The 26,677-nt window shown below is 64.3% G+C and carries 24 protein-coding genes; 15 read left to right on the top strand and 9 right to left on the bottom strand.

Features of this window, described 5'->3' with window-relative positions; translation table 11 throughout:
* The first annotated feature begins 555 nt into the window (after positions 1–555).
* The 6 genes from amaB to murB all read left to right on the top strand — a co-directional run bounded on the left by amaB (position 556) and on the right by murB (position 6,165).
* Positions 556–2,091 (top strand): L-piperidine-6-carboxylate dehydrogenase, encoded by a 1,536-nt coding sequence (amaB, locus tag OUZ49_RS19040; protein ID WP_266152190.1) that lies wholly within the window; start codon positions 556–558, stop codon positions 2,089–2,091.
* A 92-nt stretch (positions 2,092–2,183) separates the two neighbouring features.
* A complete protein-coding gene (locus OUZ49_RS19035) occupies positions 2,184–2,519 on the top strand; it encodes a hypothetical protein (protein WP_266152189.1) in 336 nt (111 codons plus the stop codon).
* Positions 2,520–2,542: 23 nt separating this feature from the next.
* On the top strand, positions 2,543–3,316 hold the full coding sequence (locus OUZ49_RS19030) for an SDR family NAD(P)-dependent oxidoreductase (protein ID WP_266152187.1): 774 nt from the start codon (positions 2,543–2,545) through the stop codon (positions 3,314–3,316).
* A gap of 5 nt (positions 3,317–3,321) precedes the next feature.
* Entirely contained in the window at positions 3,322–4,089 is a 768-nt protein-coding gene (locus OUZ49_RS19025) for a class I SAM-dependent methyltransferase (protein WP_266152186.1), read from the top strand.
* A gap of 2 nt (positions 4,090–4,091) precedes the next feature.
* Positions 4,092–5,129, top strand: coding sequence for a quinone-dependent dihydroorotate dehydrogenase (locus OUZ49_RS19020; RefSeq protein WP_266152185.1), 1,038 nt, complete (start codon positions 4,092–4,094; stop codon positions 5,127–5,129).
* A gap of 10 nt (positions 5,130–5,139) precedes the next feature.
* Positions 5,140–6,165: a UDP-N-acetylmuramate dehydrogenase gene (gene murB / locus OUZ49_RS19015; protein WP_266152205.1), complete on the top strand. Its 1,026-nt coding sequence runs from the start codon at positions 5,140–5,142 to the stop codon at positions 6,163–6,165.
* Positions 6,166–7,048: 883 nt separating this feature from the next.
* Here the strand turns inward: murB and OUZ49_RS19010 are convergent.
* Positions 7,049–8,278, bottom strand: coding sequence for an MFS transporter (locus OUZ49_RS19010; RefSeq protein WP_266152184.1), 1,230 nt, complete (start codon positions 8,276–8,278; stop codon positions 7,049–7,051).
* Between the two features lie 127 nt (positions 8,279–8,405).
* Here OUZ49_RS19010 and OUZ49_RS19005 point away from each other — a divergent pair, with 127 nt between their 5' ends.
* Together OUZ49_RS19005 and ppk1 are read left to right on the top strand one after the other, a co-directional pair.
* On the top strand, positions 8,406–9,188 hold the full coding sequence (locus tag OUZ49_RS19005) for an AraC family transcriptional regulator (protein WP_266152183.1): 783 nt from the start codon (positions 8,406–8,408) through the stop codon (positions 9,186–9,188).
* A 525-nt stretch (positions 9,189–9,713) separates the two neighbouring features.
* Positions 9,714–11,900 carry a polyphosphate kinase 1 gene (gene ppk1 / locus OUZ49_RS19000; RefSeq protein ID WP_266152182.1) on the top strand — a complete coding sequence of 729 codons (2,187 nt, stop codon included), beginning with the start codon at positions 9,714–9,716 and terminating at the stop codon, positions 11,898–11,900.
* A gap of 117 nt (positions 11,901–12,017) precedes the next feature.
* Here ppk1 and OUZ49_RS18995 read toward each other — a convergent pair whose 3' ends face one another.
* Positions 12,018–12,575 carry an NADPH-dependent FMN reductase gene (locus OUZ49_RS18995; protein WP_266152181.1) on the bottom strand — a complete coding sequence of 186 codons (558 nt, stop codon included), beginning with the start codon at positions 12,573–12,575 and terminating at the stop codon, positions 12,018–12,020.
* Positions 12,576–12,899: 324 nt separating this feature from the next.
* On the opposite strand from OUZ49_RS18995, the gene OUZ49_RS18990 reads away from it, so the two are divergent.
* The gene (locus OUZ49_RS18990) at positions 12,900–14,639 is read left to right on the top strand and encodes a GGDEF domain-containing protein (protein WP_323134951.1); all 1,740 of its coding nucleotides are present in this window, start codon (positions 12,900–12,902) and stop codon (positions 14,637–14,639) included.
* A gap of 89 nt (positions 14,640–14,728) precedes the next feature.
* Here OUZ49_RS18990 and OUZ49_RS18985 read toward each other — a convergent pair whose 3' ends face one another.
* The gene (locus OUZ49_RS18985; protein WP_266152180.1) at positions 14,729–15,031 is read right to left on the bottom strand and encodes a hypothetical protein; all 303 of its coding nucleotides are present in this window, start codon (positions 15,029–15,031) and stop codon (positions 14,729–14,731) included.
* 188 nt (positions 15,032–15,219) lie between these two features.
* Positions 15,220–16,110 (bottom strand): lipase family protein, encoded by an 891-nt coding sequence (locus OUZ49_RS18980; RefSeq protein ID WP_266152179.1) that lies wholly within the window; start codon positions 16,108–16,110, stop codon positions 15,220–15,222.
* A 428-nt stretch (positions 16,111–16,538) separates the two neighbouring features.
* Between OUZ49_RS18980 and OUZ49_RS18975 the strand changes: the two genes are divergently transcribed.
* The 4 genes from OUZ49_RS18975 to OUZ49_RS18960 all read left to right on the top strand — a co-directional run bounded on the left by OUZ49_RS18975 (position 16,539) and on the right by OUZ49_RS18960 (position 18,546).
* Complete coding sequence (locus OUZ49_RS18975; protein ID WP_266152178.1) at positions 16,539–17,396, top strand: DUF72 domain-containing protein; 858 nt, start codon at positions 16,539–16,541, stop codon at positions 17,394–17,396.
* A gap of 68 nt (positions 17,397–17,464) precedes the next feature.
* A complete protein-coding gene (locus OUZ49_RS18970) occupies positions 17,465–17,887 on the top strand; it encodes a guanyl-specific ribonuclease (RefSeq protein ID WP_266152177.1) in 423 nt (140 codons plus the stop codon).
* Complete coding sequence (locus OUZ49_RS18965; RefSeq protein WP_266152176.1) at positions 17,884–18,318, top strand: barstar family protein; 435 nt, start codon at positions 17,884–17,886, stop codon at positions 18,316–18,318. The genes OUZ49_RS18970 and OUZ49_RS18965 overlap by 4 nt, the downstream gene beginning before the upstream one ends.
* A 6-nt stretch (positions 18,319–18,324) precedes the next feature.
* Complete coding sequence (locus OUZ49_RS18960; protein ID WP_266152175.1) at positions 18,325–18,546, top strand: RNA-binding S4 domain-containing protein; 222 nt, start codon at positions 18,325–18,327, stop codon at positions 18,544–18,546.
* 31 nt (positions 18,547–18,577) lie between these two features.
* Here the strand turns inward: OUZ49_RS18960 and OUZ49_RS18955 are convergent, their stop codons facing one another.
* A complete protein-coding gene (locus tag OUZ49_RS18955) occupies positions 18,578–19,399 on the bottom strand; it encodes an arylamine N-acetyltransferase family protein (protein ID WP_266152174.1) in 822 nt (273 codons plus the stop codon).
* 214 nt (positions 19,400–19,613) lie between these two features.
* Between OUZ49_RS18955 and msrA the strand changes: the two genes are divergently transcribed.
* Entirely contained in the window at positions 19,614–20,321 is a 708-nt protein-coding gene (gene msrA, locus OUZ49_RS18950) for a peptide-methionine (S)-S-oxide reductase MsrA (RefSeq protein ID WP_266152173.1), read from the top strand.
* Positions 20,322–20,346: 25 nt separating this feature from the next.
* Here msrA and OUZ49_RS18945 read toward each other — a convergent pair whose 3' ends face one another.
* From OUZ49_RS18945 to hutU, 4 genes are all read right to left on the bottom strand, one after another.
* Positions 20,347–23,022: a putative bifunctional diguanylate cyclase/phosphodiesterase gene (locus OUZ49_RS18945; RefSeq protein ID WP_323134950.1), complete on the bottom strand. Its 2,676-nt coding sequence runs from the start codon at positions 23,020–23,022 to the stop codon at positions 20,347–20,349.
* A gap of 148 nt (positions 23,023–23,170) precedes the next feature.
* Positions 23,171–23,944 (bottom strand): iron-containing redox enzyme family protein, encoded by a 774-nt coding sequence (locus tag OUZ49_RS18940; protein WP_266152171.1) that lies wholly within the window; start codon positions 23,942–23,944, stop codon positions 23,171–23,173.
* A 328-nt stretch (positions 23,945–24,272) separates the two neighbouring features.
* Positions 24,273–24,662, bottom strand: coding sequence for an MAPEG family protein (locus OUZ49_RS18935; RefSeq protein WP_266152170.1), 390 nt, complete (start codon positions 24,660–24,662; stop codon positions 24,273–24,275).
* Between the two features lie 139 nt (positions 24,663–24,801).
* Entirely contained in the window at positions 24,802–26,472 is a 1,671-nt protein-coding gene (hutU, locus tag OUZ49_RS18930; RefSeq protein WP_266152169.1) for a urocanate hydratase, read from the bottom strand.
* Here hutU and OUZ49_RS18925 point away from each other — a divergent pair.
* Positions 26,471–26,641: a hypothetical protein gene (locus OUZ49_RS18925; RefSeq protein WP_266152168.1), complete on the top strand. Its 171-nt coding sequence runs from the start codon at positions 26,471–26,473 to the stop codon at positions 26,639–26,641. The genes hutU and OUZ49_RS18925 overlap by 2 nt on opposite strands.
* Positions 26,642–26,677: the final 36 nt, after the last annotated feature.

Here is a 26,677-nt window from a genome sequence, read left to right as displayed (position 1 = left end):
GCCCCACCCCGTGACGGACTCGCTTAACGGCGCCATCGTGCACGCGTTGATCAGTCAGGCTGGCGATGTCCCCTGTGCATGCGCCGGCCTTTGGTTTCAAGCGGGATTATCGTAGCCCATCCGGATTGAGCACGCCGACGCAATGAATTGCGGTCACGATAATGTGACGCAGTGCACAGTAACGCCCGATGCCAGCCCAACACCCGCATCCGGGCAAGCCCGGAAATGGGGAAAAACCCATGGCGCCCAGCCTCGAGGGTTGGCATTCGCGGCGGCCATTGGCGTGCTCCGCCGGCCCGGAAGCCAGGCGCCACAGCGGGGCCCGCTGCATCACGGATAACCGACGCTCGACCAGGCCGCCCTGCTGTGAGGCGGCCTGTTTCCTGGCGGGGACCGCACCGGCTGCCTCGCGCCGCTCCTGGCCACGGGTTGCCGGGGCCAAACCGTGCCCCTGGTGGATCAGCCGCCCCTGCGATCCGCCCCGCAGACCCGCCTGCTAGAATGACCGTTTTATTCCCGGCGCCCTTCCCCCAGCGCCCTGGTCCGGAGCTAAGCATGTCGCACGAAATCCTCACCGCACTCGGTCTCGGCAACTCGCAATCGGGTACGTATCTCGGCCAGGGCGAATGGTCCAAGACCACCGACGCAGGCACCCTGCAGCCGGTGAATCCGGCCACCGGCGAAGTCATCGCCTCGGTGCATGCCTCCAGCGCGGCGGACTACGAAATCATCGTCAAGCGCGCGCAGGAAGCGTTCAAGACCTGGCGCACCACGCCGGCACCGCGCCGCGGCGAAGCCGTGCGCCTGTGCGGCGAAGCGCTGCGCAAGCACAAGCACGCCCTGGGTTCGTTGGTGGCGCTGGAAATGGGCAAGATCAAGCCCGAAGGCGACGGCGAAGTGCAGGAGATGATCGACATCGCCGATTTCGCCGTCGGCCAGAGCCGCATGCTCTACGGCTACACCATGCACTCGGAGCGCCCGGGTCATCGCATGTATGAGCAGTACCAGCCGCTGGGCCTGGTCGGCATCATCAGCGCGTTCAACTTCCCGGTCGCCGTGTGGGCGTGGAATGCGTTCCTGGCAGCGATCTGCGGCGACATCTGCATCTGGAAGCCGTCGCCGAAGACGCCGCTCTCGGCCATCGCCTCCATGAAGATCTGCAATGAAGCGCTGAACGCTGCTGGCTTCCCGGACATCTTCTTCCTGTTCAACGACGCCGGCACCGAGCTGTCCCAGCACTTCGTGGACGATCACCGCATTCCGTTGATCAGCTTCACCGGCTCGACCAAGGTCGGCCGCCACGTCGGCGAGCGTGTCGCCAAGCGCATGGGCCGCTCGCTGCTGGAGCTGGGCGGCAACAACGCCATCATCCTGGACGAGAGCGCGGACCTGAAGCTGGCCATTCCGGCTATCGTGTTCGGCGCGGTCGGTACGGCCGGCCAGCGTTGCACCAGCACGCGTCGCCTGTTCGTGCACGAGTCGATCATCGGCGACGTGACCGACAAGTTGGTCACTGCCTACAAGCAGGTCGAAGGCAAGATCGGCGACCCGACCCTGGCCACCACTTTGATGGGTCCGCTCAACAGCAAGGACGCCGTGCAAGCCTTCCTCGGCGCCGTCGAAAAGGCCAAGGCCGCGGGCGGTACGGTGCGCACCGGCGGCGCCGCGCTTAGCGATCGCCCGGGCAACTTCGTGTTGCCGACCATCGTCACCGGCGTGAAGAACAGCGACGAGGTCGTGCAGACGGAGACGTTTGCGCCGATTCTTTATGTCATCCCGTTCAAGACGCTCGATGAAGCGATCGACCTACAGAACAGCGTGCCGCAAGGCCTGTCCTCGGCCATCTTCACGCAGAACCTGAAGTCGGCCGAGCAGTACCTGTCGGCTGCCGGCTCGGACTGCGGCATCGCCAATGTCAACATCGGCACGTCCGGTGCGGAAATCGGTGGCGCGTTCGGTGGCGAGAAGGAAACCGGCGGTGGCCGCGAGTCGGGCTCGGACGCCTGGAAGGTCTACATGCGCCGCCAGACTAATACCATCAACTACTCGAACTCGCTGCCGCTGGCGCAGGGCATCAAGTTCGACCTGTAAGGCACGGCACGGCGCATCCCGGTATCTTCCGGGCTGCGCCAGTCTCGAAAACATCCGCAGGGGCACCCTCATCGACGACAGGAGTTGTGACGATGGACGAGGCACGACGGGTTGAAGAGGCATCCACGGTCAGCATGCTGGCCATCGTCAGCCTGCTCTTCGGCATCCTGGCATGGACGCTGTTGCCACTGATGGGCTTGGCGCTGGTGTCACTGAACGTGATGAACTTCATGGCATTCCCGCTGGCTGGCGCGGTGATCGCCTCCGTCTGTGCTCGCCTGGCGCTCAAGAGGATTCGTGCTTCCGGGGGAGCGCTGCACGGTGCCGGCCTGGCCAAGGCTGCCCAGGCGCTGGCCTATACACTATATGGCGTGGTGTTCCTGCTGCTTTCCTTCGTCACGCTGCAAGTCTTCCTTCACACGTCTTAGCCGACCCAGCCTGACCTGCCGCGATGACTCTCCCCCTGCGCCCCAGCTTCGATTTCCACGGTTACCGCGTTGTCGTTGCCGGAGGCAGCAAGGGCATCGGCCGCAGCATGGCGCTGGCCTTTGCCGAGGCTGGCGCTGCGGTATCAGTGTGTGCGCGCGGCGAAGCGGCACTCGATGAAGTTCGCCACGCCATTGCGGCTCACGGCGTCACGGCACATACGCGCAGCTGCGATCTGGCGGATGCCACCGCCGTCACGTCGTATATCGAGGAAGCCGCGCAAGTGCTCGGCGGCATCGACGTACTGGTAAACAACGCCAGCGGCTACGGCTTCACCGATGACGACCATGGCTGGCTGGCCGGCTTCCAGGTTGACCTGATGGCGGCCGTACGCGCCTCGCACGCGGCCTTGCCGTTGTTGAAGACCTCGGCGCACGCCAGCATTCTCCACACCTCGTCGATTGCCGCCTTCCATCCGACCGTGCGTGGCGCGCCGTATGCAGCGATAAAAGCGGCCTTGAGCCAGTACACGACATCGCAGGCGCTGTCGCTGGCGAAGCACCGCATTCGCGTCAACGCGATCGCGCCGGGCTCGATCGAGTTTCCGGATGGCTTGTGGGATCGCCGCAAGACCGATGCCCCGGAGCTATACCAGCAGACGCTAGCCAAGATTCCGTTCGGTCGCTACGGCAAGCCGGAGGAAGTCGCCCACGCCGCCTTGTTCCTCGCCTCGCCCTACGCCAGCTGGATCACCGGCCAGACGCTGTGCGTGGATGGCGGCCAATTGCTGTCGGGATGAACACCATGCGTGATCTCAAACCCACGGAACGCTTCAGCGACCGCGTCGCGGACTACGTGCGTTACCGGCCGGACTATCCCGTCGCGATGCTTGAATGGCTGCAACGCGAGTACGGCGTCAATCCGCACTGGCTGGTGGCCGACGTGGGCGCCGGGACCGGCATTTCCAGCAAGCTCTTTCTCGACGGCGGCTATCGCGTCATCGCGGTGGAACCGAACGAGGCCATGCGCACGGCGGCCGAGCAATGGCTGGGCGACAATCCGCGTTTCAGCGCCGTCGATGGTCATGCGACCGCCACCGGCCTGGAGGATGCCAGCGTCGACCTGGTGATCGTGGCGCAGGCGTTCCACTGGTTCGACCAGGATGCGGCGCGACGCGAGTTCCAGCGCATCCTCAAGCCGGGTGGCCTGGTCGCGATCATCTGGAATTCCCGCCGCCTCATCGGCACGCCGTTTCTTGAAGGCTACGAAGCGCTGCTGAAGGAGTACGGCTCCGACTACACCAGCGTCGCCGAGCGTTATGGCGACGAGCCGCAGATGCGCGCATGGTTCGCTGCCGGTTATCTCGGCATGGGTCGTTTCGACCACGGCCAATGGCTCGACTTCGACGCACTGAGCGGAAGGTTGATGTCATCGTCCTATGCGCCGCGCGCTGGCCACCCCTCCCATGAGCCGATGATGCACGCCTTGCGGGAGCTGTTCGACAGCTGCGCGCAGGACGACCACGTCAGCTTCGACTATGACACCGTTATCTACGTGGGCAAGGTGCCCTGACTATGTATGACCTGATTCGCCCCTTGCTGTTTGCACTCGATGCAGAGACCGCGCACGGCGTGACGCTTTACGCGCTCGATGTCGCCCAGCGCAGTAATTTCCTGCATCGCCTGGTGAAGCCGCCGGCCGAGTTGCCGACCACGGCGTTCGGCATCCGCTTTCCCAATCCGGTCGGCCTGGCGGCCGGCATGGACAAAAATGCCGATCACCTCGATGCGCTTGGCGCGCTCGGTTTCGGCTTCGTCGAGGTGGGCACGACGACGCCACGTCCACAGCCCGGCAACGACAAGCCGCGCATGTTCCGGCTGCCGCGTCACGAAGCGGTGATCAATCGCCTCGGCTTCAACAATGCGGGCGTCGATGCGCTGGTACGCAACGTCCAGCAGTCGAACTATCGCGGCGTGCTCGGCATCAATATCGGCAAGAACAAGGACACGCCCAACGACAAGGCGGTGGATGACTACCTGTTCTGCCTGGAGCGCGTCTACGCGCACGCCAGCTACGTCACGGTGAACATTTCCTCGCCCAATACCCAGGGCCTGCGCGACCTGCAGGAAGAGGCCACGCTGCGCCGCTTCATCGAAACCCTGCGCGAAGCGCAGGAACGCCTCGGCTCGCAGAGCGGCGCGCGCAAGCCCATGCTGCTGAAGATCGCGCCGGACCTGAGCGAGACCGAACTCGACGCGATTGCCGAGGTGCTGCTTGCCGCCAAGGTGGATGGCGTGATCTGCACCAATACCACCATCGATCATGCTGCCGTCGCCAGCGACCCGCACGGCAACGAGACCGGCGGCCTTTCCGGCAAGCCGCTGTTCGCCAGGTCCACGGCCGTCCTGCGTGGCATGCGCAAGCGCGTGGGTGATCGCATCGGCATCATCGGCGTCGGCGGGATCCTCGATGGCGGCGACGCCGCGGACAAGATCGATGCCGGCGCCTCCCTGGTGCAGATCTATTCGGGCATGGTCTTTCGCGGGCCCAACCTGATCGCCGAATGCGTGGACGAGATTCGCCGTCAGCGCGAGGACTCCCATGGTGGCTGAGCGCGTGGACATGGGTGGCTATACGCTGATCGAGAACGCCAGCGTGGCCACGCGCAATACCTTGCGCGTCGATGCGCGCGCCAGGCTGCTGGCCGAAGTGCGCGATGCGTCGAAGCTGCCCGAGCTGCTGGATTTTCCGGTCGTACGCAGTGGCCGGCTGCTGGTGCTGGGCGAAGGCAGCAACCTGCTGTTCACCGGCGACTTCCAGGGCACCGTGCTGGCCATGGCGACGAGCGGCGTGCAGGTGGAACAGGATGGCGACGTGGCCCGCATCGCGGTGGCCGCCGGCGAACGTTGGGATGACTTCGTGCGCTGGACGCTGGGCCAGGGCTTTGCCGGCCTGGAAAATCTGATCCTGATTCCCGGCACCGTCGGCGCCGCGCCGATCCAGAACATCGGCGCCTACGGCACCGAAGTGGCCGAGTTCATCGAAAGCGTGGAGGCGTGGGATACGCAGGAACATCGCGTGGCCATACTCGACCGCGCGGCCTGCGCATTTGCCTATCGCGACTCCGTGTTCAAGCATCAACCCGGCCGCTACATCGTCACCGCCGTGCGCTTCGCCCTGCCCCGCTCGCGCGAACTACGCCTGGACTATGCAGGCATTCGCGAAGAACTCGCCCGCATGGGCATCGACAAGCCCGCGCCCTTCCATGTCGCCGAAGCGGTGGTGCATCTACGCACCAGGAAGCTTCCCGATCCCGCTGTCATCGGCAACGCGGGCAGCTTCTTCAAGAACCCCATCGTCGATGCTTCCGTGGGTGAAGCGCTCAAGCGCGACCATCCGGAACTCGTTGCCTGGGTCGGCAACGACGGCCGCTGGAAGCTTTCCGCCGCCTGGCTGATCGAAACGAGCGGCTTCAAGGGCGTGCGCGAAGGCGATGCCGGCATTTCCAACCGGCACGCGCTGGTGCTGGTCAATCACGGTCGCGCCACCGGGGCGGAACTATGGGCGCTTGCGCAGCGCGTGATTGCAGGTGTGCAGGCGAAGTTTGGCGTGCGCCTGGAGCCGGAGCCCGTCGTGGTGGGTGGCTGAGGCTGATTCATGCCCTTGCTCCTTCTCCCCGGCGGGCGACCCGAAGGTAGTCCCTGTGGGAGAGAAGGTTGGGATGAGGGGGGTGCTCGCGGTCACGCGCTGGCCGAGCGACGCCGCCAGCTTGCCGCTTACGACCGAAGGAAGTGCCCGTGGGACGAAGCGGGTGGTGCTGCGCTCCTTCTCCCCGAAGGGGAGAAGGCTGGGATGAGGGGAGGGTGCTCGCGATGACGCGACAACTAAGCGTGGCCGCAAGGGTGCCGCTTACGCAGCGGGCGTTCCGAACCGCTGCCGCGGTCCGGGTCACTTTTCTTTTGCTGGCCCAAAAGAAAAGTAACCCAAAGAAAATGGCCTTGAAAGCTCATAGCATTGCGTGGGATGCGAGCCTGACGGGCGTGGCCAGCCGGATCGGTGGCGGCCCACGGCCGCTACACAGCGGCTATTCCGCAACGCGCCATAGCGCAGAGGGCTTAAAGCGTGGGTGGTGTCGTGGTCTGGTGAGAGTCGGGGTGCAGCGGGCGTTTCGACCGTAGGACTGACCTGCCTTAAGTCCTCTCCGCTATGGCGCGTTGCGGTGTAGCCGCTGTGTAGCGGCCGTGGGCCGCCAGCTAGTTGCTCGCCTAGACCTTCCAACGCTTCTATCCAACGGAGTGCTACCAGCTCTAGAGGCCATTTCTTTGGGTTACTTTTCTTTGGGCCAGCAAAGAAAAGTGACTCGGCTGCCGGCAGGCAGTCGAAACGCCCGCTGCGTAGGCGGCAAGCTGGCGATATCGCTCAATCAACGCGTGACCGCGAGCACCCACCCCTCATCCCAACCTTCTCCCCGAAGGGGAGAAGGAGCTAGGAGCGGGAAGCTCAGCGCTCAAGCGGGCGAGCGCGCAACGGATCAGGCGGTCCGGGCGCGCTCCAAATTCGGCAAGAACACCGTGATCACGCCGATCAACGGCAAATAAGCGCACAGCGCATACACAAACTCGATGCCGCGCGCATCCGCGACCTGCCCCAACACGGCGGCACCAATACCACCCATGCCGAACGCGAAGCCGAAGAACAGGCCCGAGATCATGCCTACGCGACCGGGAAACAGGTCCTGCGCGTAGACCAGGATGGCCGAGAACGCCGAGGACAGGATCAGGCCGATCACCACGGTCAGCACGCCGGTCCAGAATAGATCCACATGCGGCAGCAGCAAGGTGAACGGCGCCACGCCGAGGATCGATACCCAGATCACCCATTTGCGGCCGATGCGGTCGCCAATCGGACCGCCGATCAAGGAGCCCGCGGCCACCGAGAACAGGAACACGAACAAGTGGGTTTGCGCGTTCTGCACCGACACGCCGAACCTGTGCATCAGATAGAACGTGTAATAGCTGCTGATGCTGGCCAGATAGAAATACTTGGAAAAAATCAGCAGGCCAAGGATCAGCAGCGACCAGCCCACTTGCGCGCGCGACAGCGATACCAGTGATGCATGCCGCGCCTTCGCCTTGTCGCGCACCGTGGGGTGATCGCGATACCAGCGGCTTACCTGCAGCAGCACCACCATGGCCAACAAGGCGGCCAGCGAGAACCACGCCACGCTGCCGCGCCCGTGCGGCACGATGATCCACGCGGCAAGCAGCGGTCCCAGCGACGCGCCGGTGTTGCCACCGACCTGGAACAGCGACTGCGCCAGGCCGTGTTGGCCGCCCGACGCCATGCGCGCCACGCGCGACGACTCCGGATGGAACACCGACGAGCCCGTACCCACCAGCGCTGCAGCGATCAACAGCACGGCAAAATTCGGCGCGGTGGCGAGCAGCAGCAGGCCGCCCAGGGTGAAAGCCATGCCTACCGGCAGCGAATACGGCATCGGCTTGCGGTCGGTGATCATGCCTACCGCCGGCTGCAACAGCGACGCGGTGAGCTGATAGGTCAGCGTGATCAGGCCAATCTGGGCAAAGCTGAGCTGGAAGCCGCTCTTGAGGATCGGATAAATCGCCAGGATCAGCGACTGGATCATGTCGTTGAGCAGATGCGAAAAACTGATCGCCCCGAGGATGCGGAAGTTCGTGCTCGATTTGGCTCGAACGGCGGGGGCCGCTGACAGCGGGAGGTCTTCGACGCGGGTCTGCATGGGATCTCAGTGACGGACAGGCTGGGGACGGGTGGCGCAGTTGCGCCGCCAGGGCCGTCACCTTAAAGTGAGTTCAGCCGGCCCGCACACGTCAGCGGGTCAATATCTGTTGAATTTGGGCCAAACAGTGCGCAATACCCGCGCCGACGCCTACGAGAACACCCCACGCGATGTCGTTGCCACCGGCAACGACTATCCGCCGCATTACGTGCTGCCCGCCCATTCCCATCGCCGGGGCCAGTTGCTGTATGCCTCGACCGGCGTGCTGACGACGATAACCAGCGAAGGCAGCTGGGTGGTGCCGCCGCGCCGGGCGCTATGGATCCCTCCCGGGATCGCGCACGAAGTCCATATGGGTGGTCCGGTATCGACCCGCAGCGCCTATGTGACACCCGCGGCGGCTGAGGCGGCCGGACTGCCGGCACACTGCCAGGTGATATCGGTGTCGCCCTTGCTGCACCAGTTGCTGCACGAGGCGGTGGATCTTCCGGTGGAATACGATCTCGACGGCCGCGACGGCCGAGTGATGGCCTTGCTGCTCGACGAGATTCGCCGCATGCCGGTGCTGCCGCTCAGCGCCCCGCTGCCGCACGAAAAGCGGCTGGCCGCACTATGCCGCGAACTGCTCGAGCAACCCTCGCTCGAAGTGAAGATCGACGATATGGCCCGGCGCGCCGGCATGAGCCGTCGCCACTTCACGCGCACGTTCCGCGAAGAGACGGGCATGAGTTTCACGGCGTGGCGCCAGCAGGCCTGCCTGCTGGCCGCCCTGACCCGGCTGGGCAATGGCGAGTCCATCACCCATGTGGCCGTGGATCTCGGCTATGGCAATCCCAGCGCGTTTACTGCCGCGTTCCGGCGCGTGCTGGGCGCTGCGCCGAGTCGCTACCTCGCCACGCCCGCTGCCTAGGGATGCTCTGATTAACTCTGCGCAGGCGTCATGATGTCCAGAAGGCCCGTAGGCGGTGTTGCGTGGCGCCGGGAAGACTGGCCGTCTTGCCAAGCCGCGCGGCACCGCCTGCGGGCCTTCTGGACATCACCCCATCACATTGAACTCAACACGTTGGGGCCGGTCCTGTCTGTCCGCATCCCTTCGGTGCGTCGGCTCGACAGACGGCCAGTCTGCCTTCCTCGCTCCTCAAAGCCGAGGACATCCATGTCCTCTCCCCGCGTGCGCTGGCGCCCCTGCGGTATGCGAACAGACAGGACCGGTGACGCCTACGCAGAGTTAATCAGAGCATCCCTAGCCATCGCATCACGACGCCATGACATGGCCATTGTCATGTTCACGTCAAACGCCATGCGCAATCTGTACGCTACGCGACAGCGTCGCATGCACCTTGCGCTGCCATGGCCCCGGCGTCATCGGCGCCGTACTATGGCCTCTTGCGGATAGCGCGGCAGCTGCGCGCCCCGCCTATTGAACGGTGAATCGATGAGTACCGATGTCGTCCGCCCCACCCCCGTCCGCGACACCGAAGCTACCGAGATAGTGCGAGCCATCGCGCCCGACACCGGTTCAACGACGCCGGCCAGCGCCCCGGACCTGAACGACGCCAGCCTCTATATCAACCGCGAACTGTCGCAGTTGCAGTTCAACATCCGCGTGCTGGAGCAGGCGCTGGACGAGAGCAAGCCGATCCTGGAACGGCTGAAGTTCCTGCTGATCTTCTCCAGCAACATGGACGAGTTCTTCGAGATCCGCGTGGCGGGCCTGAAGAGCCAGATCGCGTTCGATCATGAAATCGTCGGCCTCGATGGCATCGCGCCCCGGCGCGCCCTGGCCGAGATCAGCGAGATCACCCACAAGCAGATCGAGCGGCAGTACGCGATCCTCAACGACCGCATCCTGCCCGAGCTGGCGCGCCACGGTATCCGCATCGTTCGGCGCAACGAGTGGTCGCACAAGCAGAAGATGTGGGTGCGGCGCTATTTCCGCCACGAAGTGGCACCGCTGGTGACGCCGATCGGGCTGGATCCCACCCATCCGTTTCCGCTGCTGGTCAACAAGAGCCTCAACTTCATCGTGCAGCTGGAAGGCACCGATGCGTTCGGCCGCGATTCGGGCCTGGCTATCGTGCCGGCGCCACGCGTGCTGCCGCGCCTCATCCGCCTGCCCGAGGACGTCAGCGAAGGCGGCGAGAACTACATACTGCTGTCCTCGATCATCCATGCGCATGCGGAAGAACTGTTTCCGGGCATGTCCGTGCATGGTTGCTATCAGTTCCGCCTGACCCGCAACGCCGACCTCACCATCGATCCGGAAGATGTCGAGGATCTGGCACGTGCGCTGCGTGGCGAACTGTATTCACGCCGCTTCGGCGACGCCGTGCGCCTGGAGGTGGCGGACAACTGCCCGCCCGAACTGACCGACTACCTGCTGCGCCAGTACGGCCTGGTGGCTGCCGAGATGTACGAGGTGAACGGCCCGGTCAACCTGGCGCGCCTGTTCGGGCTCGCCAGCAAGACCAAGCGCCCGGAGCTGGAGTATCCGAAATTCACGCCATCGATTCCGAAGGCGCTGAAGAAGGCCGAAGACTTGTTCCAGGTCATCGGCCGCCAGGATGTCCTGCTGCTGCATCCGTACGAGTCGTTCGCGCCGGTGGTGGATCTGCTGCATCAGGCCGCGAAGGACCCGGCCGTGCTCGCCATCAAGCAGACGCTGTATCGCAGCGGCGCCAATTCCGAGATCGTCGACGCGCTGGTGGATGCGGCGCGCGCGGGCAAGGAAGTCACCGTGGTGATCGAGCTGCGCGCGCGCTTCGACGAAGAATCCAACCTGACGCTGGCCTCGCGCCTGCAGCAGGCCGGCGCGATGGTGATCTACGGCGTGGTCGGCGTGAAGACGCACGCCAAGCTCATGCTCATACAGCGCCGCGAAGGCGCTGAACTGGTGCGCTACGCGCATCTGGGCACCGGCAACTACCACACCGGCAATGCGCGCCTGTATACCGACTACAGCCTGCTCACCTCGGACCAGGCGCTTTGCGAAGACGTGCACAAGCTGTTCAGCCAGCTCACCGGCATGGGCAAGCTGCTGCAGATGAAAAAGCTGCTGCATGCACCGTTTACCTTGAAGAAGACCTTGCTCGACCTGATCGCCCGCGAAACGGCCCACGCTGCCGCCGGCCGCGAAGCCCGCATCGTCTTCAAGATCAACGCCATCACCGACGCCAAGATGATCCGCGCGCTGTACAAGGCAAGCATCGCCGGCGTGAAGATCGACCTGATCGTCCGTGGCATGTGCTGCCTGCGTCCTGGCGTGCCGGGCGTGTCGCACAATATTCGCGTGCGCTCGATTGTCGGCCGCTTCCTCGAGCACAGCCGCGTGTACTGGTTTGCCAACAACGGCGAGGATCAGTTCTACCTGGCCAGTGCCGACCTGATGGAACGCAACCTCGACCGCCGCGTCGAGACCGGTTTCCCGATCGAAGGCAAGAAACTGCAGGCTCGCCTGAAGAAGGAGCTGGAGCTGTACCTGTCCGACAATGCCAGTGCGTGGCTGCTGCAATCCGACGGGCGCTATACGCGGGAGCGGCCTGGCACGAACCAGGTCAAGCGCAATGTGCAGGTGCAGTTGTTGGAGAAACTGTGTGGCTCGGGCGCATCGAACGAGTCGTAGGCTTGATCAGCGGCGCATCCGCAGCGACCGGGCCCCATCGTCATCCCAGCAAATGCCGGGATGACGGGTGTAACGAACTGAGCCGAAGCCCCTCACCGCGGAGGAAGGTGGACCCGCTCACTTCCTGGTGATCAACCTCACCCACTCCACGTAGCGATCCACAAACCCCTGCAGGAACCTGTGCGTGCCCTCGCTGGTGATCTTGCCGTCGGCATCCATCAAACCCTCCTTGTTGTGGATGAAGACCTCCGGCTGCCCCAGGGTCGGCACATCCAGGTAGGCCAGCACGCCGCGCAAATGCTGCTGGGCCAGCGCCGTGCCCGTGGCGCCTACGGAGATGCCGATGACGCCCGCGGGCTTGCCGGCGAAGGAATTGGTGCCCCACGGGCGCGAGGCAATGTCGATCGCGTTCTTCAGCACCCCGGGTATCGAGCGGTTGTATTCGGGGGTTACGAACAGCAAGGCATCGGCGGCCTCCACCTCCTGCTTCAGGCGTTTGCATGCATCGGGGTAGGCCCCGTCGAAGTCCTGGTTGTACAGCGGCAGGTGGTCGATACGGATGTGCTCGAACGTGAATTCGGGCGGCGCCAACCGCCCCACGGCCAAGGCCAGATGGCGGTTGAACGAGCCCTGGCGGAGACTGCCGACCAGCACGGCCACGCGGATCTTGCTCATGCCCTTCTACTCCTTCGGATGGGGGGCGCCATGGGATAGCGGGAACGCCAAGCATGCCAGCGCAGGCAGTTAACCCTTCGTGATCGCCCCTACCTGCCGTGACGCGCGTCTTGTGGCATGCTCTTCCCCAGCCATCCACAGCTTACGACGTAGCTCAGCCAGGACGGGTCGCCGCGCAGGTTGGCGCGACCGGGCTTCAACAGGGCAAGGCCAGCCCGTGCGCTTCCGGTGCGCACGGGGAGATCCAACCAGGGGCAACCGGAGAGCCAGCGCAGTACGCAGCGAATTGAGTGGGCAAGTTTGCCGGTTACAGGGGAACGGCAGATGGGCAGTCAGGTCGTGCCACAAGCGAGGCGTCACCGTTGGCGGATGCTGTGCATCCTCGCCACCTGTCTGCTTGTGGCGGCAGCCCATGCAGGCATTCCGCTGTCCGGCTTGTCGCGGGAAGTTCGTGCTGGCGATACACCGGCGAGTGTCCTCGAGGATTACCGTCACGGCGGCCTCGTTGGTTTCGATCCGCGCAGGCTGCAGCGCTTCTCGCAGCAGGGGCTAGGCACCTGGGTGGTGCTGCAGCCGCAACCGCCACTCGTCAGCGAGGAGCGGGTGCTGTCGATTTATCCGCCGCCGCTGACTCCGGTCACTATGTACACCGCACACGCCGCGCCGCTCACCCTTTCACTGGACGATTTCACCGCCATCGCGCACGGCAACGGGCGGTTGGCTTATCGCCTCACCGAAGACACGCCGGCCTCCGAGCCCATTCTGCTGAAGTTTGAACCCGCGTCGGCGCGCGACTTTCCGGTGAGCTTTCAGTTGCAGACCTGGAACGAGTATCTCGAGCGCGACGCCCAATGGCTGGTCTTCGCCAGTGCCTGCTTTGCGGTGATGCTGGCGATGGCGCTGATGGCGCTGTGTCTGGCCATCATGCTGCGCGACTCCACCTACGGCTGGTATGCCGGCTACATCCTTTGCTACGCCCTCATCCAGGGCATCCACACCGGCTACCTTTATCACCCGCTCGGACTGACCTGGCTGGCCGGCAACGCACCGCTGCTGGGTTCATCCGCGGTGGCCTTGTCGTTGGCGTTTGCCGCGATGTTCATGGCGCGCTTTTGCGAGCTGCCGCGCTACGCGCCCTTGCTGCATACCCCGACCCTGGTGCTGGCGGTCGGCATGCCCCTGGTGGTGTTGCTGCGCAGTTGCCAGATCCCGCTGCTGCAACAGACCGCGCAGGTCCTGATCGACCCGCTGCTGATGATCGGCACGCTGTTACTGCTGCTGGCCGCGATCGTCGCCGCCGTGCGCGGCGCCCGGCCAGCGTGGTTCTTCCTGGTGGGTTGGACACCATTGCTGGCCCTGACTGCACTGTCGAGCAGCCAGGTGAACGGCATGCTGGCGGACGTCATGTGGCTTAGCGACGCCGCCCTGGCCGCGGGTGCCTTCGAGGCCATCGTGCTGTCGCTGGGCCTGGCCGATCGCGCGCTGATCATGCGTCACGACCATGAGCTGGTGCAGGAGCTGGCCGACAACGATGCGCTGACCAATGTGCTGAATCGCCGCGCCTGGACCGAGGCCGTATGCAAGGTCATGGCGAGCGGGGCCGAGCAACCGGTGGCCCTGCTGTTCCTCGACCTCGACCACTTCAAGCTGCTCAATGATCGTCAGGGCCATGCCGCCGGTGATCGCGCGTTGATCGCGGTCGCCGATGCATTGCGCCATGAACTACGCCCTCACGACCTGCTCGGCCGCTACGGCGGCGAGGAATTTGTCGCCATGCTCTATGGCATCGAGCAAGGCCAGGCGATGCAAGTCGCCACCCGTCTATGTCGCCGCGTGCATCGTCTGGATATTCCGGTAACCACCGATGGACTCGTACTCAGCGCAAGCATCGGCATCGCCATGCGCGCAGCTAACGACTCCGTGGAGTCGCTGGTCGAGCGCGCCGACCACGCGATGTATCGAGCCAAGCTCGCGGGACGCAATCGGGCACGCCTGGATGAGAAACTGGATCCGTCTGCGCCAACGGTGTGGCCCCAGGTGATGGAAGGCGATCAAGGGGGCTGAAGGCTGGCTGGTACGGCAATGCATTCGATGGTCCAACGTGCGGGCTGCATTTGAAGCCGTACCAGACGTCCCCTTGCGAACATCCCGCCCTATTCGTAGCCCAGCTCTTCCAGCGACAACTTGCAGGTGAGTTCCGCCTGTTCGCTGAGGAAGTAGAGCGCGGCGAACATGCCCTCGGTGACCTCCCTATCCAAGGGCCAGCTGCCGGGTTCCATCGCTTCGCATTTCGACTGGATCACGCGGAGGGTGTCGCTATTGGCCAGGATGCGCGTGACCGCCTGGAGGCCTATGCACGGCCCCGTGATTCGAGCGGAGCGGAACTTGTCAGCTTCCTTGCCGAGCGACCGCGTCCAGAACGGACGTCCAGTGGCCAGCGGGCTAACGACAGGCACCTACATCTACCGCGTCCAGGCTTCTAGTCCCCGTGGCTAAAGCGGCTGGAGTCCGGTGGGCGCGATCGTCGTGCCAGACAGGGGCACAGGGGTCCGCAGCTGCTGCGGGCCCCACACCGGATCCGCCAAGACGCTGGATTGCCAGAAGGCCATTGTCTCATCCTGTGGATAGCGTCTAATGAACGTGCTCAATAGGCGCCCACAGCTATAGGGCCCTCGATCCGCCCCTGCAGCCTCGAGCGCAACAAAGCCTGCATCGGCCCTTGTGGCTGAGTGGGGTTCGTGATGGCGTAGTAGTAACAATTCGCCATGTTGTGATTGCCGTCGGTAGTGAGGTATTCCGCGGTGAAATCCACTGGTGTTCCAATGTGCTGATATACCGTTGACCCCATCAGCGGCGGGGGGACATCCGGTACGATATCCTCCGTATTGACCACCCGAAACGTGGGCGTCTGTACGTTCCAGTTGAGGCCCATCGCGAACCCCGGGTCGCCTAAACGAGGACTGGCGAAGTTGTAGTGGACGTAGCTGCGACTGACGCTCGGTGGGACAGTCGAATTCATCGCGACATCGGGCACGGCCAACGATGAATAGGCTGACCCCATGCTGTGACCCGTGAAAAATAGACGCGTAATCGTGCCGACCTTGCCTAGCTGCGCCAGCAACCAAGGACTCATCGTCTCGTAAACGCTGTTCCAGCCGACGTGAACATTGCCGAAGCCTGGGGCCAGGGTATACGGCGTCTGGTCTATTGAGGCATCAATGACGGCATCAGGATTCGTCATGGTGCCGCGGAAAACCACGTAAGCGTTGCCTGCGCCATCCCAGGCGACAAAGCCGAAAGGCTCCGGATACTGCCGCTCAAAGACGGTCAGCGTTCCCCAAAGGGCCTCGCTGTAATTCAAGGCAAAGCCGTTCGGCTTCCAGACGAAGTTGGGCTGCGCCGGATAATTCTGTTGCGCCCACTGTTCAAATTGATCGTAGGCCGTCAAAACCAGGGACGCACAGCGATAGGCTTCGGTCTGTACAAAGCCAGACGGGAAATACATGGGCAGACTCTTTAACGCTGGTGCGCTCATCGGACATCTCCAGATCTGGGGGCATGGATCGACGGTGATGATGGGCATGAAGCATGCGGCAGCGCGCCCGAAAGTCATGCTCAGGTCAGCGGCGTGTCGCGGGAGCCGGTATCAACGGGGGAGCGTTGCACTGGCGCGGAACGATGCGCGCAAGTGCTGGCTGCTTCCATAGGCCGGAGGGCGTAGGGGCGGGTTAGTCCACGAGGAACAGAATGTGGAAGTAAGAGCGGAACGAAAGAAAGACGCAAAGAAAAGCGCAAAGAGATCGGCAAAGACGACAACACGATCGACGCGACCGCGAGCACCCGCCCCTCACCCCAACCCTCTCCCCGCAGGGGAGAGGGAGTTGAAGGCCCACGCTGTGACGATGCCTCATTAAGGCCATCGCCGCGCCATGGCATCATGCGCCCTCCCAAGGGAGCCACCCCATGCCCAAGTCCTCCCCAACCACCGAGCTGTTCTCCCACGTACCGAACCACCGCGCGGCCGCGCCGATCCGCGTCGGCATCGGTGGCTGGAACTTCGCGCCGTGGCGGAACAACTTCTATCCGGCTGGCCTGGTGCAGCGTCGCGAGCTGGAATTTGCGAGTCGTCAGTTGCGGGCGATCGAGATCAACGGCACCTACTACGGCGCGCAGAAGCCGGCGACCTATGCGAAATGGGCGGCGGAGACACCGGAAGGTTTCGTGTTTTCTCTGAAGGCGCCGCGCTATATCACCGAGGGCAAGCGGCTCGCGGATACGGCACGTGGCATCGAGGGCTTTGTGTTTGGCGGACTGGAGGCTTTTGGGGATCGGCTCGGCCCCGTACTGTGGCAGTTGCCGACATCGCGTGCGTTCGATGCGGACGACCTGGCCGCCTTCCTCGACCTTCTGCCACAGGAGCTTGCCGGCCGGCCGATGCGGCATGTGCTGGAAGTGCGCCACTCCAGTTTCCTGGATGAGCGCTACGTGGCGCTGGCGCGCGAGCATCGCATCCCCACGGTGTTCACCGATTCGCGGCAGTACCCCTCCTTGGCCGACCTCACCGGCGATTTCGCCTATGCACGGCTTATGCGCAGCGAGTCGCATATCGACAGCGGCTATGCCGCCGATGATCTCGACGCCTGGGCCATGCGTGCGCATGCCTGGGCGCAAGGTGACGATCCGGCCGAGCTGCCCCACGTCACCGCGCCCGTGGCGAAGAAGACGCCGCGCGACGTGTACATCTACTTCATCAGCAGCGCCAAGGAGCGCAACCCGGCCGCCGCCATGGCCTTGCAACGGCGAGTCGACGCCAGCGCCTGAGGCTCGGCCATGCGTGCCTGAGCGGGGCGGAAGCTCTACACTCGCGCCACTCCATCCGGGCCCGTGCCATGCGCGCACTCAAACCTTTGCTGTTGCTGGTTGTACTGGCGGTTGCGGCCCTGCTGTGGGGGCGGCATACGCCGGATTCGGTTCCCGCGGGAACCGGCACGCCGGCGGCATCACGCGCCGTCGCCACCGCCGGCAACCCCGGCACGCTGCCCAGCTTCCTGCCGCCAGAGGCGGCCGACACGCTGGCGCGCATCGCGCGCGGTGGCCCGTTCACGCACCGCCAGGACGGCGTGGTGTTCAACAACCGCGAAGGCCGCCTGCCCCCGATGCCTGAAGGCTATTATCACGAGTACACGGTGGAGACCCCGAATCTCGATTATCGGGGTGCTCGCCGCATCATCACCGGCGGCACGCCACCGCAGGTCTACTACTACACCGACGATCACTACCGCAGTTTCCGCCCCTTTGAGGTAGCCCGATGAATGCGCAATTCGATCTCGACTTTGGCGATGCCTCGCACGGCGGGATTTTCTTCGTCACCTCGGACGACCTTGAGCCGTTGGCGGAAGCCGCCGGCATGCAGGGTTTGCGCGTTTGTCGGCTCGACCTGGCCGAATACCATGACCGCGAGGCGCTGTTCGACCAGCTGACCGTCACGCTTCGCCTGCCGCCCGACTTTGGCCGCAACTGGGACGCACTGGCCGATAGCCTGCGCGACCTGTCCTGGTTGAAGGCGCCGGGCTATATCCTGCTGTTCGATCACGCGGAAGGCATGCGCGATTCGAACGAGGAAGACTTCGACGCCCTGCTCGATATTCTCGAGGAGGCCGTGGACTTCTGGCAGGACGCGGGCGCGCCGTTCTTTGTTTTCTTCGCGCTACCCGAAAGCGCCTTTGACGAAACCGATACCTGAGCCACCATGCAAGAACTCGATTTTGAACTGGACCGCGACTTCATCGAACTGAACCAGCTGCTGAAGCTGGTGGGCTTATGCGACAGCGGCGGCGCCGGCAAGGCCATCGTGGCCAGCGGCGCAGTATCCGTGGACGGCGCGCAGGAGCTGCGCAAGACCTGCAAGATCCACGCGGGCCAGGTGGTGCAGATTGAAGACATCGTCATCCACGTGCACGCGGCAGAGTGAGTAAGGCCGCCACGCTCTTTCGGAGCGTGCCTTATGCGGGTGGCGGCAGCGCTTCCAGCCGGCGATCCAGATCCGCATGAAGCGGTAGTCGAATTCCGAACTGCTCCTGCAATACTTGCTTGATCTCTGCGACGCTGAGCAGCGTGCGCCGGACTGACTCGCCGCCCGTGGGATGCACGGCGAACTCGCGATTACGCAGGCCGATGCGTCGGTCCGCGAGCGTGCGCGCGGCGATCAGCCCATGCAGGAAGTGCGAGCCCGGATAGGTCGACGTGTAGTGATTGGCCACCACGTAGTCGATATCCTGGCGTGGTTGCAGATCAAATCGGTAGAGCGTCCTCCATTCGTCGCGAACCAGCGACTGCATGCGCCAATCTCCGCCCTGATTGAGCAAGCGAAATGGCTCGTTTCCCGTGGACTGCGGTATATCCGCCTGCAGCCGCAAGGCGCCGCTTAGCGCCATGCTGCCGAAGCCCACATCGGCCAGCCAGCTCACGCCATTCAGTTCAATGCGCAGCAACATGTGCGTCTGGGCCGTTTCCGCGTCTTCCGGCTGCATCCACAACACGCGCGCGATAAGGCCCGAGACCTCGAATCCAATGGCCTTGAGCACTTCGAGGAACAGTCGGTTCTGTTCGAAGCAGTAGCCGCCCCGCCCTTCATGCACGAGTTTTCGTTCGACCGCATCCAGCTCCAGCGACACCGGCACGCGCAGCAGCGGGTCCAGGTTCTCGAACGGAATCGCGGCGACGTGGGCGGTGGCGAGTGCCCGCAGCGTGGCGAGGTTGGCCGCTACCGGGCCGCCATGGCCAATCCGCTGCAGGTACGCATTCAGGTCAATCACATGCGACATGGATAAGCCCGTGAGCAAGCTGGAAGGCAACATAACACCGCGTTGCCGCCGGCTTTGCACGTCGGCCGCGGGCGTGTGCGAGCATCAAGGTAACCGGGCATGCCGGTGCGGCGAATACAGGGTTGGCGGCCCGGCTCATCCAGCGGGCCATCGTGCCGGCGACCCACGCCTGGGCCGGGGCACATCGTCTCATCTGTCGATGGAGCGTTCCGTTATGAGTATCCGCCGATTCAAGCTGCTACCGGGCCTCGCCAGCCTGTTGCTCACCGCCGGCCTGGTCGCCTGCAGCCTGCCCGCCATAGGTAGCGATGCCGTCAGCCTGCCCGACCCTGCGGTCGATGCCAGCCCGGGCCAGGGCAACCAGGTTGCGGTACTGGCGGGCGGCTGCTTCTGGGGCCTGCAGTCGGTGTTCGAGCATGTGAAGGGCGTCAAGAAGGTCTGGGCCGGCTACTCGGGTGGCGCCGCGAACACTGCGGAGTATGAGCGGGTCAGCGATGGCGACACCGGCCATGCGGAAACCGTGAAGATCCTCTACGACCCGGCCAAGGTCAGCTACGGCCAGTTGCTGAAGGTGTACTTCTCCGTCGCCACCGATCCGACCCAACTCAACCGCCAGGGCCCGGACGTGGGCACGCAGTACCGCTCGGTGATCTTCTACGGCAACGACGAGCAGAAGCGCGTCGCCACGGCCTATATCGCGCAGCTGACGGCAGCGAAATCGTTCCCTGGCCCGATCGTGACCCAGGTGGTGCCGCTACAGGCGTTCTACGTGGCCGAGGCCTATCACCAGGAGTACGCGCAGCGGCATCCGAATGATCCGTACATCGTGTTCAACGACGCACCGAAAGTGACCCATCTCAAGCAGCTGTTGCCAAACCTGTATCAGCCGGAGCAGATGGTGGTGGACGTGCAGCTGCATTGAGCATGATGCCCGCGTGCCGCCGGGCTCAGATCGATTCCGGCGGTACCAGCCGTAGATGCGGCCCACCCTGGCGTCGGCCAGGGCTCAACAATTGCACGATCACGTCCGGGTCGACCGGCTTGGAATAGAGGAAGCCCTGCCCTTCCACGCATCCGGCGCGGAGCAGGAAGCGATGTTGCTCCTCGGTCTCGATGCCTTCCGCGATGGGGCTGATGCCCAGGTTGCGGCATAGCGTGAGCATGGCTTCGACGATGGCCGCGTCGCTACTGTCGTCCGGCAAGCCGAAGACGAAGCTCTGGTCGATCTTCAGGTAAGCAATGGCGCGCAGTTTCAGATAGCGCATCGACGAGTAGCCGGTGCCGAAGTCGTCGATGGCGACGCCCACGCCCAGCGCATGCAGCGCGTGCAGCGTGCGTTCCATTTCCTCGCCCAGGCGCAGGATCGCGCCCTCGGTGATTTCCAGCATCAGGCGCTCCGGGGCCAGCCGGCGCGATTCGAGCAGGGAACGGATGTCATCGACGAAATTGGCCTGGCCGAACCAGTGCGCGGAGACATTGATCGCCATGCGCAGCGGCGGCACGCCGGCCAGGTCCCATCGATGCATTTGCGTGCAGGCCGCCTGCAGCACCCACTGGTCGATGCGGCGGATCAGCCCCAGCTTCTCCGCCATGGGGATGAATTCGCCGGGCGAAATCGCGCCACGCTCTGGATGATGCCAGCGCAACAGCGCCTCCACCGCCACGATGCGGCCGCTGCGCATGTCCACCGTGGGCTGATAGACCAGGCGGAACTCCTGCTCCGCGAGCGCCTTGCGCAACTCGGAGGCCAGGGCGATCCGTCGCAGCACATCGGCATGCATGCGTGGCGAATAGAAGCGAAACGCGTTGCGCTCCTCGGTCTTCGCCGCGTACATCGCTGCGTCGGCATTGGTGACGAGGGTCGGCACATCCATGCCGTCCAGCGGATAGCAGGCGATGCCGATGCTGGCGCTCAGCGCGACTTCGTATTCGCCCACCACCACCGGCGCGGCCAGCGTGGTGAGCAGGCGCCCGGCCAGGGCGCTGGCCTGCTCGCGCGAATACAGGTCGCCGAGCAGGACGGTGAACTCGTCACCACCGATGCGACCCGCCAGGCCACGTTCGCCCAATTCATACGCGATCCGTTCGGCCACCTTCACCAGCAGGTGATCGCCAATCGCATGGGTATAGCTGTCATTGACCGCCTTGAACGCATCCAGGTCGATGAACAGCACGGCGATCATGCCCCGGTCGCGTTCGGCCTGGGCAATCGCCTGTACGCAGCGGCGCTCGAACTCCGCGCGATTGACCAGACCGGTCAGCGGATCATGTGCCGCCATGTACTGGAGGCGTTTCTCGTTGGCTTTCGCGGCACTGACGTTGTTGATCACCGCCACGTAGTGCTGCACGCCGCCGTCCGGGTCACGGATCGCGCTGATGCTCAGCAGTTCGGGATACGCCGAGCCGTCGAGTCGCCGGCTGCGCACCTCGCCCACCCAGTTGCTGTCGATGTCGATGGCCTTCCATACCGAATCGGGCAGCGGCGATCCATCGGGCAGGCTGCGCAAGTCGTCGAAGCGCACGCCTTGCAGTGCCTGCGCCGTGAATCCGGTCATGCGGATGTGCGCCGCGTTCACCCGCGTCACCCGCCGCTCGGCATCCGCAATGATCACGCCCTCGGCAATGCCTGCCAGCGCTTCGGAAGCTATGCGCCGCTGCTGTTCCAGGTTCACTCGCTCGGTGATGTCGCGCAGGATCGACTGGCGCACGCTCTGCTCGCCCCACTTCGCCACGCTGCTGCGCATTTCCACCGGGCGCATGCGTCCGTCGGGACCGTGCAGCTCGCCGGTGACGGCGCCGTCGGCACGGTGCAGCAAGGGCACGAACAAGCGGGACAGCTCGGTACCGATCAGCACCTCCGTGCTGAGTCCGGTCCATTCACGCGCCGTGCGATTCGCGCCAAGCACGCGGCCGCTCGCCTCGTCCACCATCACGATGGCGTCGGCGGCGCTATCGAACAGCAGGCTGTAACGCTCTTCCGTGCCGCGAATGCGCGACAGCGCCCGCTGCGCCATGCTTAGCCACAGCAAGGAAGCCAGGCAGGCGGCGAAGAACACGCCAACGAACAACACGCGCCCCAGCCAGATCGCACCATGCGCAACCTCCAGCGAGAATCGCTTGGTCAGCGGCTCCAGCTCGTCGTTGAGCGCATTGATTCGCGCCCGCTGTGCGGCAATCAGCGCATCGTCGGGCCGCCCCTGCGCATAGGCGCGCTGCAGATCCCCGGCAATGCCGCCGAGTTGTGCGATGGGACCGTCGGCGGCGCGCCAGGCCTCCACGGCCTCGCGCATGTGGCGCGCGTTGGTCAGATACCGGAGCATGAAGATCATGCCGGGTTCGGCCGCCGGCAGGATCCTGCCGCGGGCGAACGCCTTGTGCACGTCCGCGCGATCGAACACGCCGGATGCAATCGCGTCGCGCGCCCGGCCATCGGAGATCAACAAGCCATAATTGTCATTGAAGCTGGCCAACCGAGCCGCATCGCCGGTCTCGGCGAAGTTCAGCAGGTCGATGACCGTCTGTTTCTCGGCCTTGCTCCAGACACTCTCGCCGTTGAGGAAACCGGCGAGAGTGACCTGGACCTGGAGCGCCCCCCAGGTCAATAGAAGAATCAGACCAATCACGGCCACCAGCCCATAGGCCAGTGGCCTCAAGCGCCGCGACAGAGGTCTTTGAGAGGTGCTACGGATCGAATCCATGGCGTACCTTTTACACGACCACTTCAAAAACCAACATCTCGCTGATCACACTGTCGACGACGCCGTCTGAAACTTAGGCAGCGCGCTCCCCGATCTCCTCGGCCAGCTGCGGCACCATGCAACGCTCCAGTCCGTAATGGAGGCTGGTATAGCTGCGCGCGATGCATTCACGCACATGCTCGACCTGCTCCGGCGCCGGCCGCGTGCCCATCAGCGTGCACACGATTTCCAACGCCTCCCAGGGATGGGTATCGTCATAGGCAGCGTGCAACTGAAGCCAGCGCAACGTCGCCTTGCGCCCCTTCTCCGGCAGGCTCTGCGCGTAGGCTACGCTGTCGTAGACTTTTTGCGACCAGTCGCCGGTCACGCCCTCGATGGCGTAACTGGTTGCGGCGATGCCCGCGGCCAGGGTGTCGCGGCCGCACACCTCATGGCACCAGTCGGCCGCGGTCTGGGTTCCCCGCGGCGGGCGCGCATTCAGCACGTCCTCGCGCGCCACGCCAGAGCCTTCGGCCCAGTCCAGCCAGTATTCGGCATGGTTCTGCTCGACGCGGATGTTGCGCACCAGCCAGCGGCGGGCGAGGTTGTCGCCCGGGCTACGGCCGTACTGGGTCTTCAGCAGGTTCTGCGCCATGAACGAGGGAAAGCGCTCGATCAGCGACCAGGTACCGACCATGAAATTGCGCATGGTCTGGTGATCGATACGCCCCTCGCTCATCAGATCCCACATGGCGTGGTCACGGACGCTCCGGCGGGCGGGTTCGCAGGCGGCGATCATGTTTTGCGCCCACTGCGGGTAGCTGGCGAGTTCAGTCAGCGAGCCGGTGCGTTCAAATTGAGCTTTCATGCAGTTCTCCAATCATCAGTAGGGAAAACCGCCGACCCCTTGCCGGCGGCCCGACGCGGGTAGGCGTCGGAGCCGCATAGTGGTCATGCTCTGGTGCTCTTGCGAACACCCTACTTAATGTTAAACGGCACGAAGTTATCTTAACTAACTGATATTAGTTGATAATTAATCGCAGGCTGATGCCCCGGCGCGAATCCATGCCGCGGAGATGGCGAGTTACTGGCGTCAAGAAATCGACGACCGTCATATGAATGACGGCACTCGTGCCCCAGGCCCACGTGGGCCTGGGGGAGAAGTTGTCGCTGGCGGAGTCGCCGCGGGCTTCGGATCAGAGAAGCGCGAAGGCCACCATCAACAGGCCAGCCAGCGAGGTGGCCCATACCAGGGTGCGCAAATACGGAATGCCGACCACATAAACCGGCAGGTACACCACGCGGGCCCAGAAGAACAATTGCGCACCGAGCGCAGTCGACGCATTCGTGCGTTGCGCCGCGATGACGGCCAGGACGGCCGCCGCAAAGAACACAAACGTTTCCAGGAAATTCCTGCTGGCCCGATCACAGCGGCCGGCAGCCCCAGACAGCAACTTCGACTCGCCTTCCCGGTTGCTGGCAAGCCAGGCCATGCCACGCTGCGGTATACCGAGCGTCGTCGCGAGCAGGACATAAATCACCCCAAGCAGGATCGACCACGCAAGCATCTTCAGTTCGACCGGCATGTTGCCACTCCCCCTATTGGATGTGGCGCCATCATGCGCGCTCGGCTGGGCAGCGCCAAGACTCGGTTTGCTGGGCGGCCGGAGCGGGCGAGCTGAAGCAGGTGCGTACCGCGCTGGGTGGCGCGGTACGCGACCAGGCTCAAAGCATCGGCAGCTTCAGGCCCTGTTCCTTCGCACACTCGATTGCGATCTCGTAACCGGCATCGGCATGGCGCATGACGCCGGTACCAGGATCGTTCCACAGCACGCGCGCGATGCGCTTGTCGGCCGCTTCGGTGCCGTCGCAGACGATCACCACGCCGGAATGCTGCGAGTAACCCATGCCGACGCCGCCGCCATGATGCAGCGACACCCAGGTGGCGCCACCGGCCACGTTGAGCATCGCATTCAGCAGCGGCCAATCGCTGACCGCGTCGGAGCCATCGCGCATCGCTTCGGTTTCGCGATTCGGGCTGGCGACGGAACCGGCGTCGAGATGATCACGGCCAATCACCACCGGCGCCTTCAACTCGCCGTTGCGCACCATCTCGTTGAACGCGAGGCCAAGCTTGTGGCGCAGGCCCAGGCCAACCCAGCAGATACGCGCCGGCAGGCCCTGGAAGCTGATGCGGTCCTTCGCCATGTCCAGCCAGCGATGCAGGTGCGGATCGTCGGGGATCAGCTCCTTCACCTTCTGGTCGGTCTTGTAGATGTCTTCCGGATCGCCCGACAGCGCGACCCAGCGGAACGGGCCCACGCCACGGCAGAACAGCGGGCGCACGAACGCGGGCACAAAACCCGGGAACGCAAACGCGTTGGCCAGCCCTTCGTCCTTCGCCATCTGGCGGATGTTGTTGCCGTAGTCGAACGTGGGAATGCCTTGCTCGTGGAACGCGAGCATCGCTTCCACATGCTTGCGCATGGACTGCTTCGCGGCCTTGGCGGTACCTGCCGGATCGCTCTTGCGACGCTCGAACCACTGCTCCACCGTCCAGCCACTCGGCAAATAGCCGTTGACCGGATCGTGCGCGCTGGTCTGGTCGGTCACGGCATCCGGGCGAACGCCGCGGCGCACGAGTTCGGGCAATACATCCGCTGCGTTGCCGAGCAGCGCGATGGACTTCGCCTCACCGGCGGCGGTGTATTTCGCGATGCGGGCAAGCGCATCGTCCAGGTCAGTCGCCTGCTCGTCGACGTAACGCGTCTTCAGGCGGAAATCGATGCTCTTCTGCTGGCATTCGATGTTCAGCGAGCAAGCGCCTGCCAAGGTCGCGGCAAGCGGCTGCGCGCCGCCCATGCCGCCAAGGCCGGCGGTGAGAATCCACTTGCCCTTGAGGCTGCCGCCGTAGTGCTGGCGGCCCATCTCGACAAACGTCTCGTAAGTGCCCTGCACGATGCCCTGCGAACCGATATAGATCCACGAGCCGGCCGTCATCTGGCCATACATCATCAAGCCCTTCTTATCGAGCTCGTTGAAATGCTCCCAGTTTGCCCACGCCGGCACGAGGTTGGAATTCGCGAGCAGCACGCGCGGCGCATCCACGTGGGACGGAAACACGCCGACCGGCTTGCCGGACTGGATCAGCAGCGTCTCGTCGTCGCGCAAGTCGCGCAGCGCGCGCAAGATCGCGTCGAAACATTCCCAGTTGCGCGCGGCACGGCCAATGCCGCCATAGACGACGAGTTCGGCGGGATTTTCTGCCACTTCGGGATCGAGGTTGTTCTGCAGCATGCGGAACGGCGCCTCGGTGAGCCAGCTCTTGCAGCTCAGCTCGGTGCCGCGCGGTGCACGCACGGTGCGGGTGGTGTCGATGCGGGTGGGAGCGTTCATGGACGAAGGTCACGATCGGTGGGAAAAGCCGATTGTGGCGGGGCGGGCCGGCACCCGCAAACCGCACTGCGGCAAAAAGCGCGTCCACGGCGGTCCGATGCGCGCAAGCGGCCGTGACGCCCGCGCCGGCACGAGCCGTCTCAAGCCGCTCTGCCATCCGGCTGATTGATTCGCGATTTCTCCGCACCCAGGCTGGGCAAGGGGA

This window comes from Dyella halodurans, from assembly GCF_026283925.1.
GTDB classification, from domain to species: Bacteria; Pseudomonadota; Gammaproteobacteria; order Xanthomonadales; family Rhodanobacteraceae; genus Dyella; species Dyella halodurans.
Note: the sequence above shows the minus strand (reverse complement) of the source record. Positions and strands in the feature narration are given on the sequence as shown.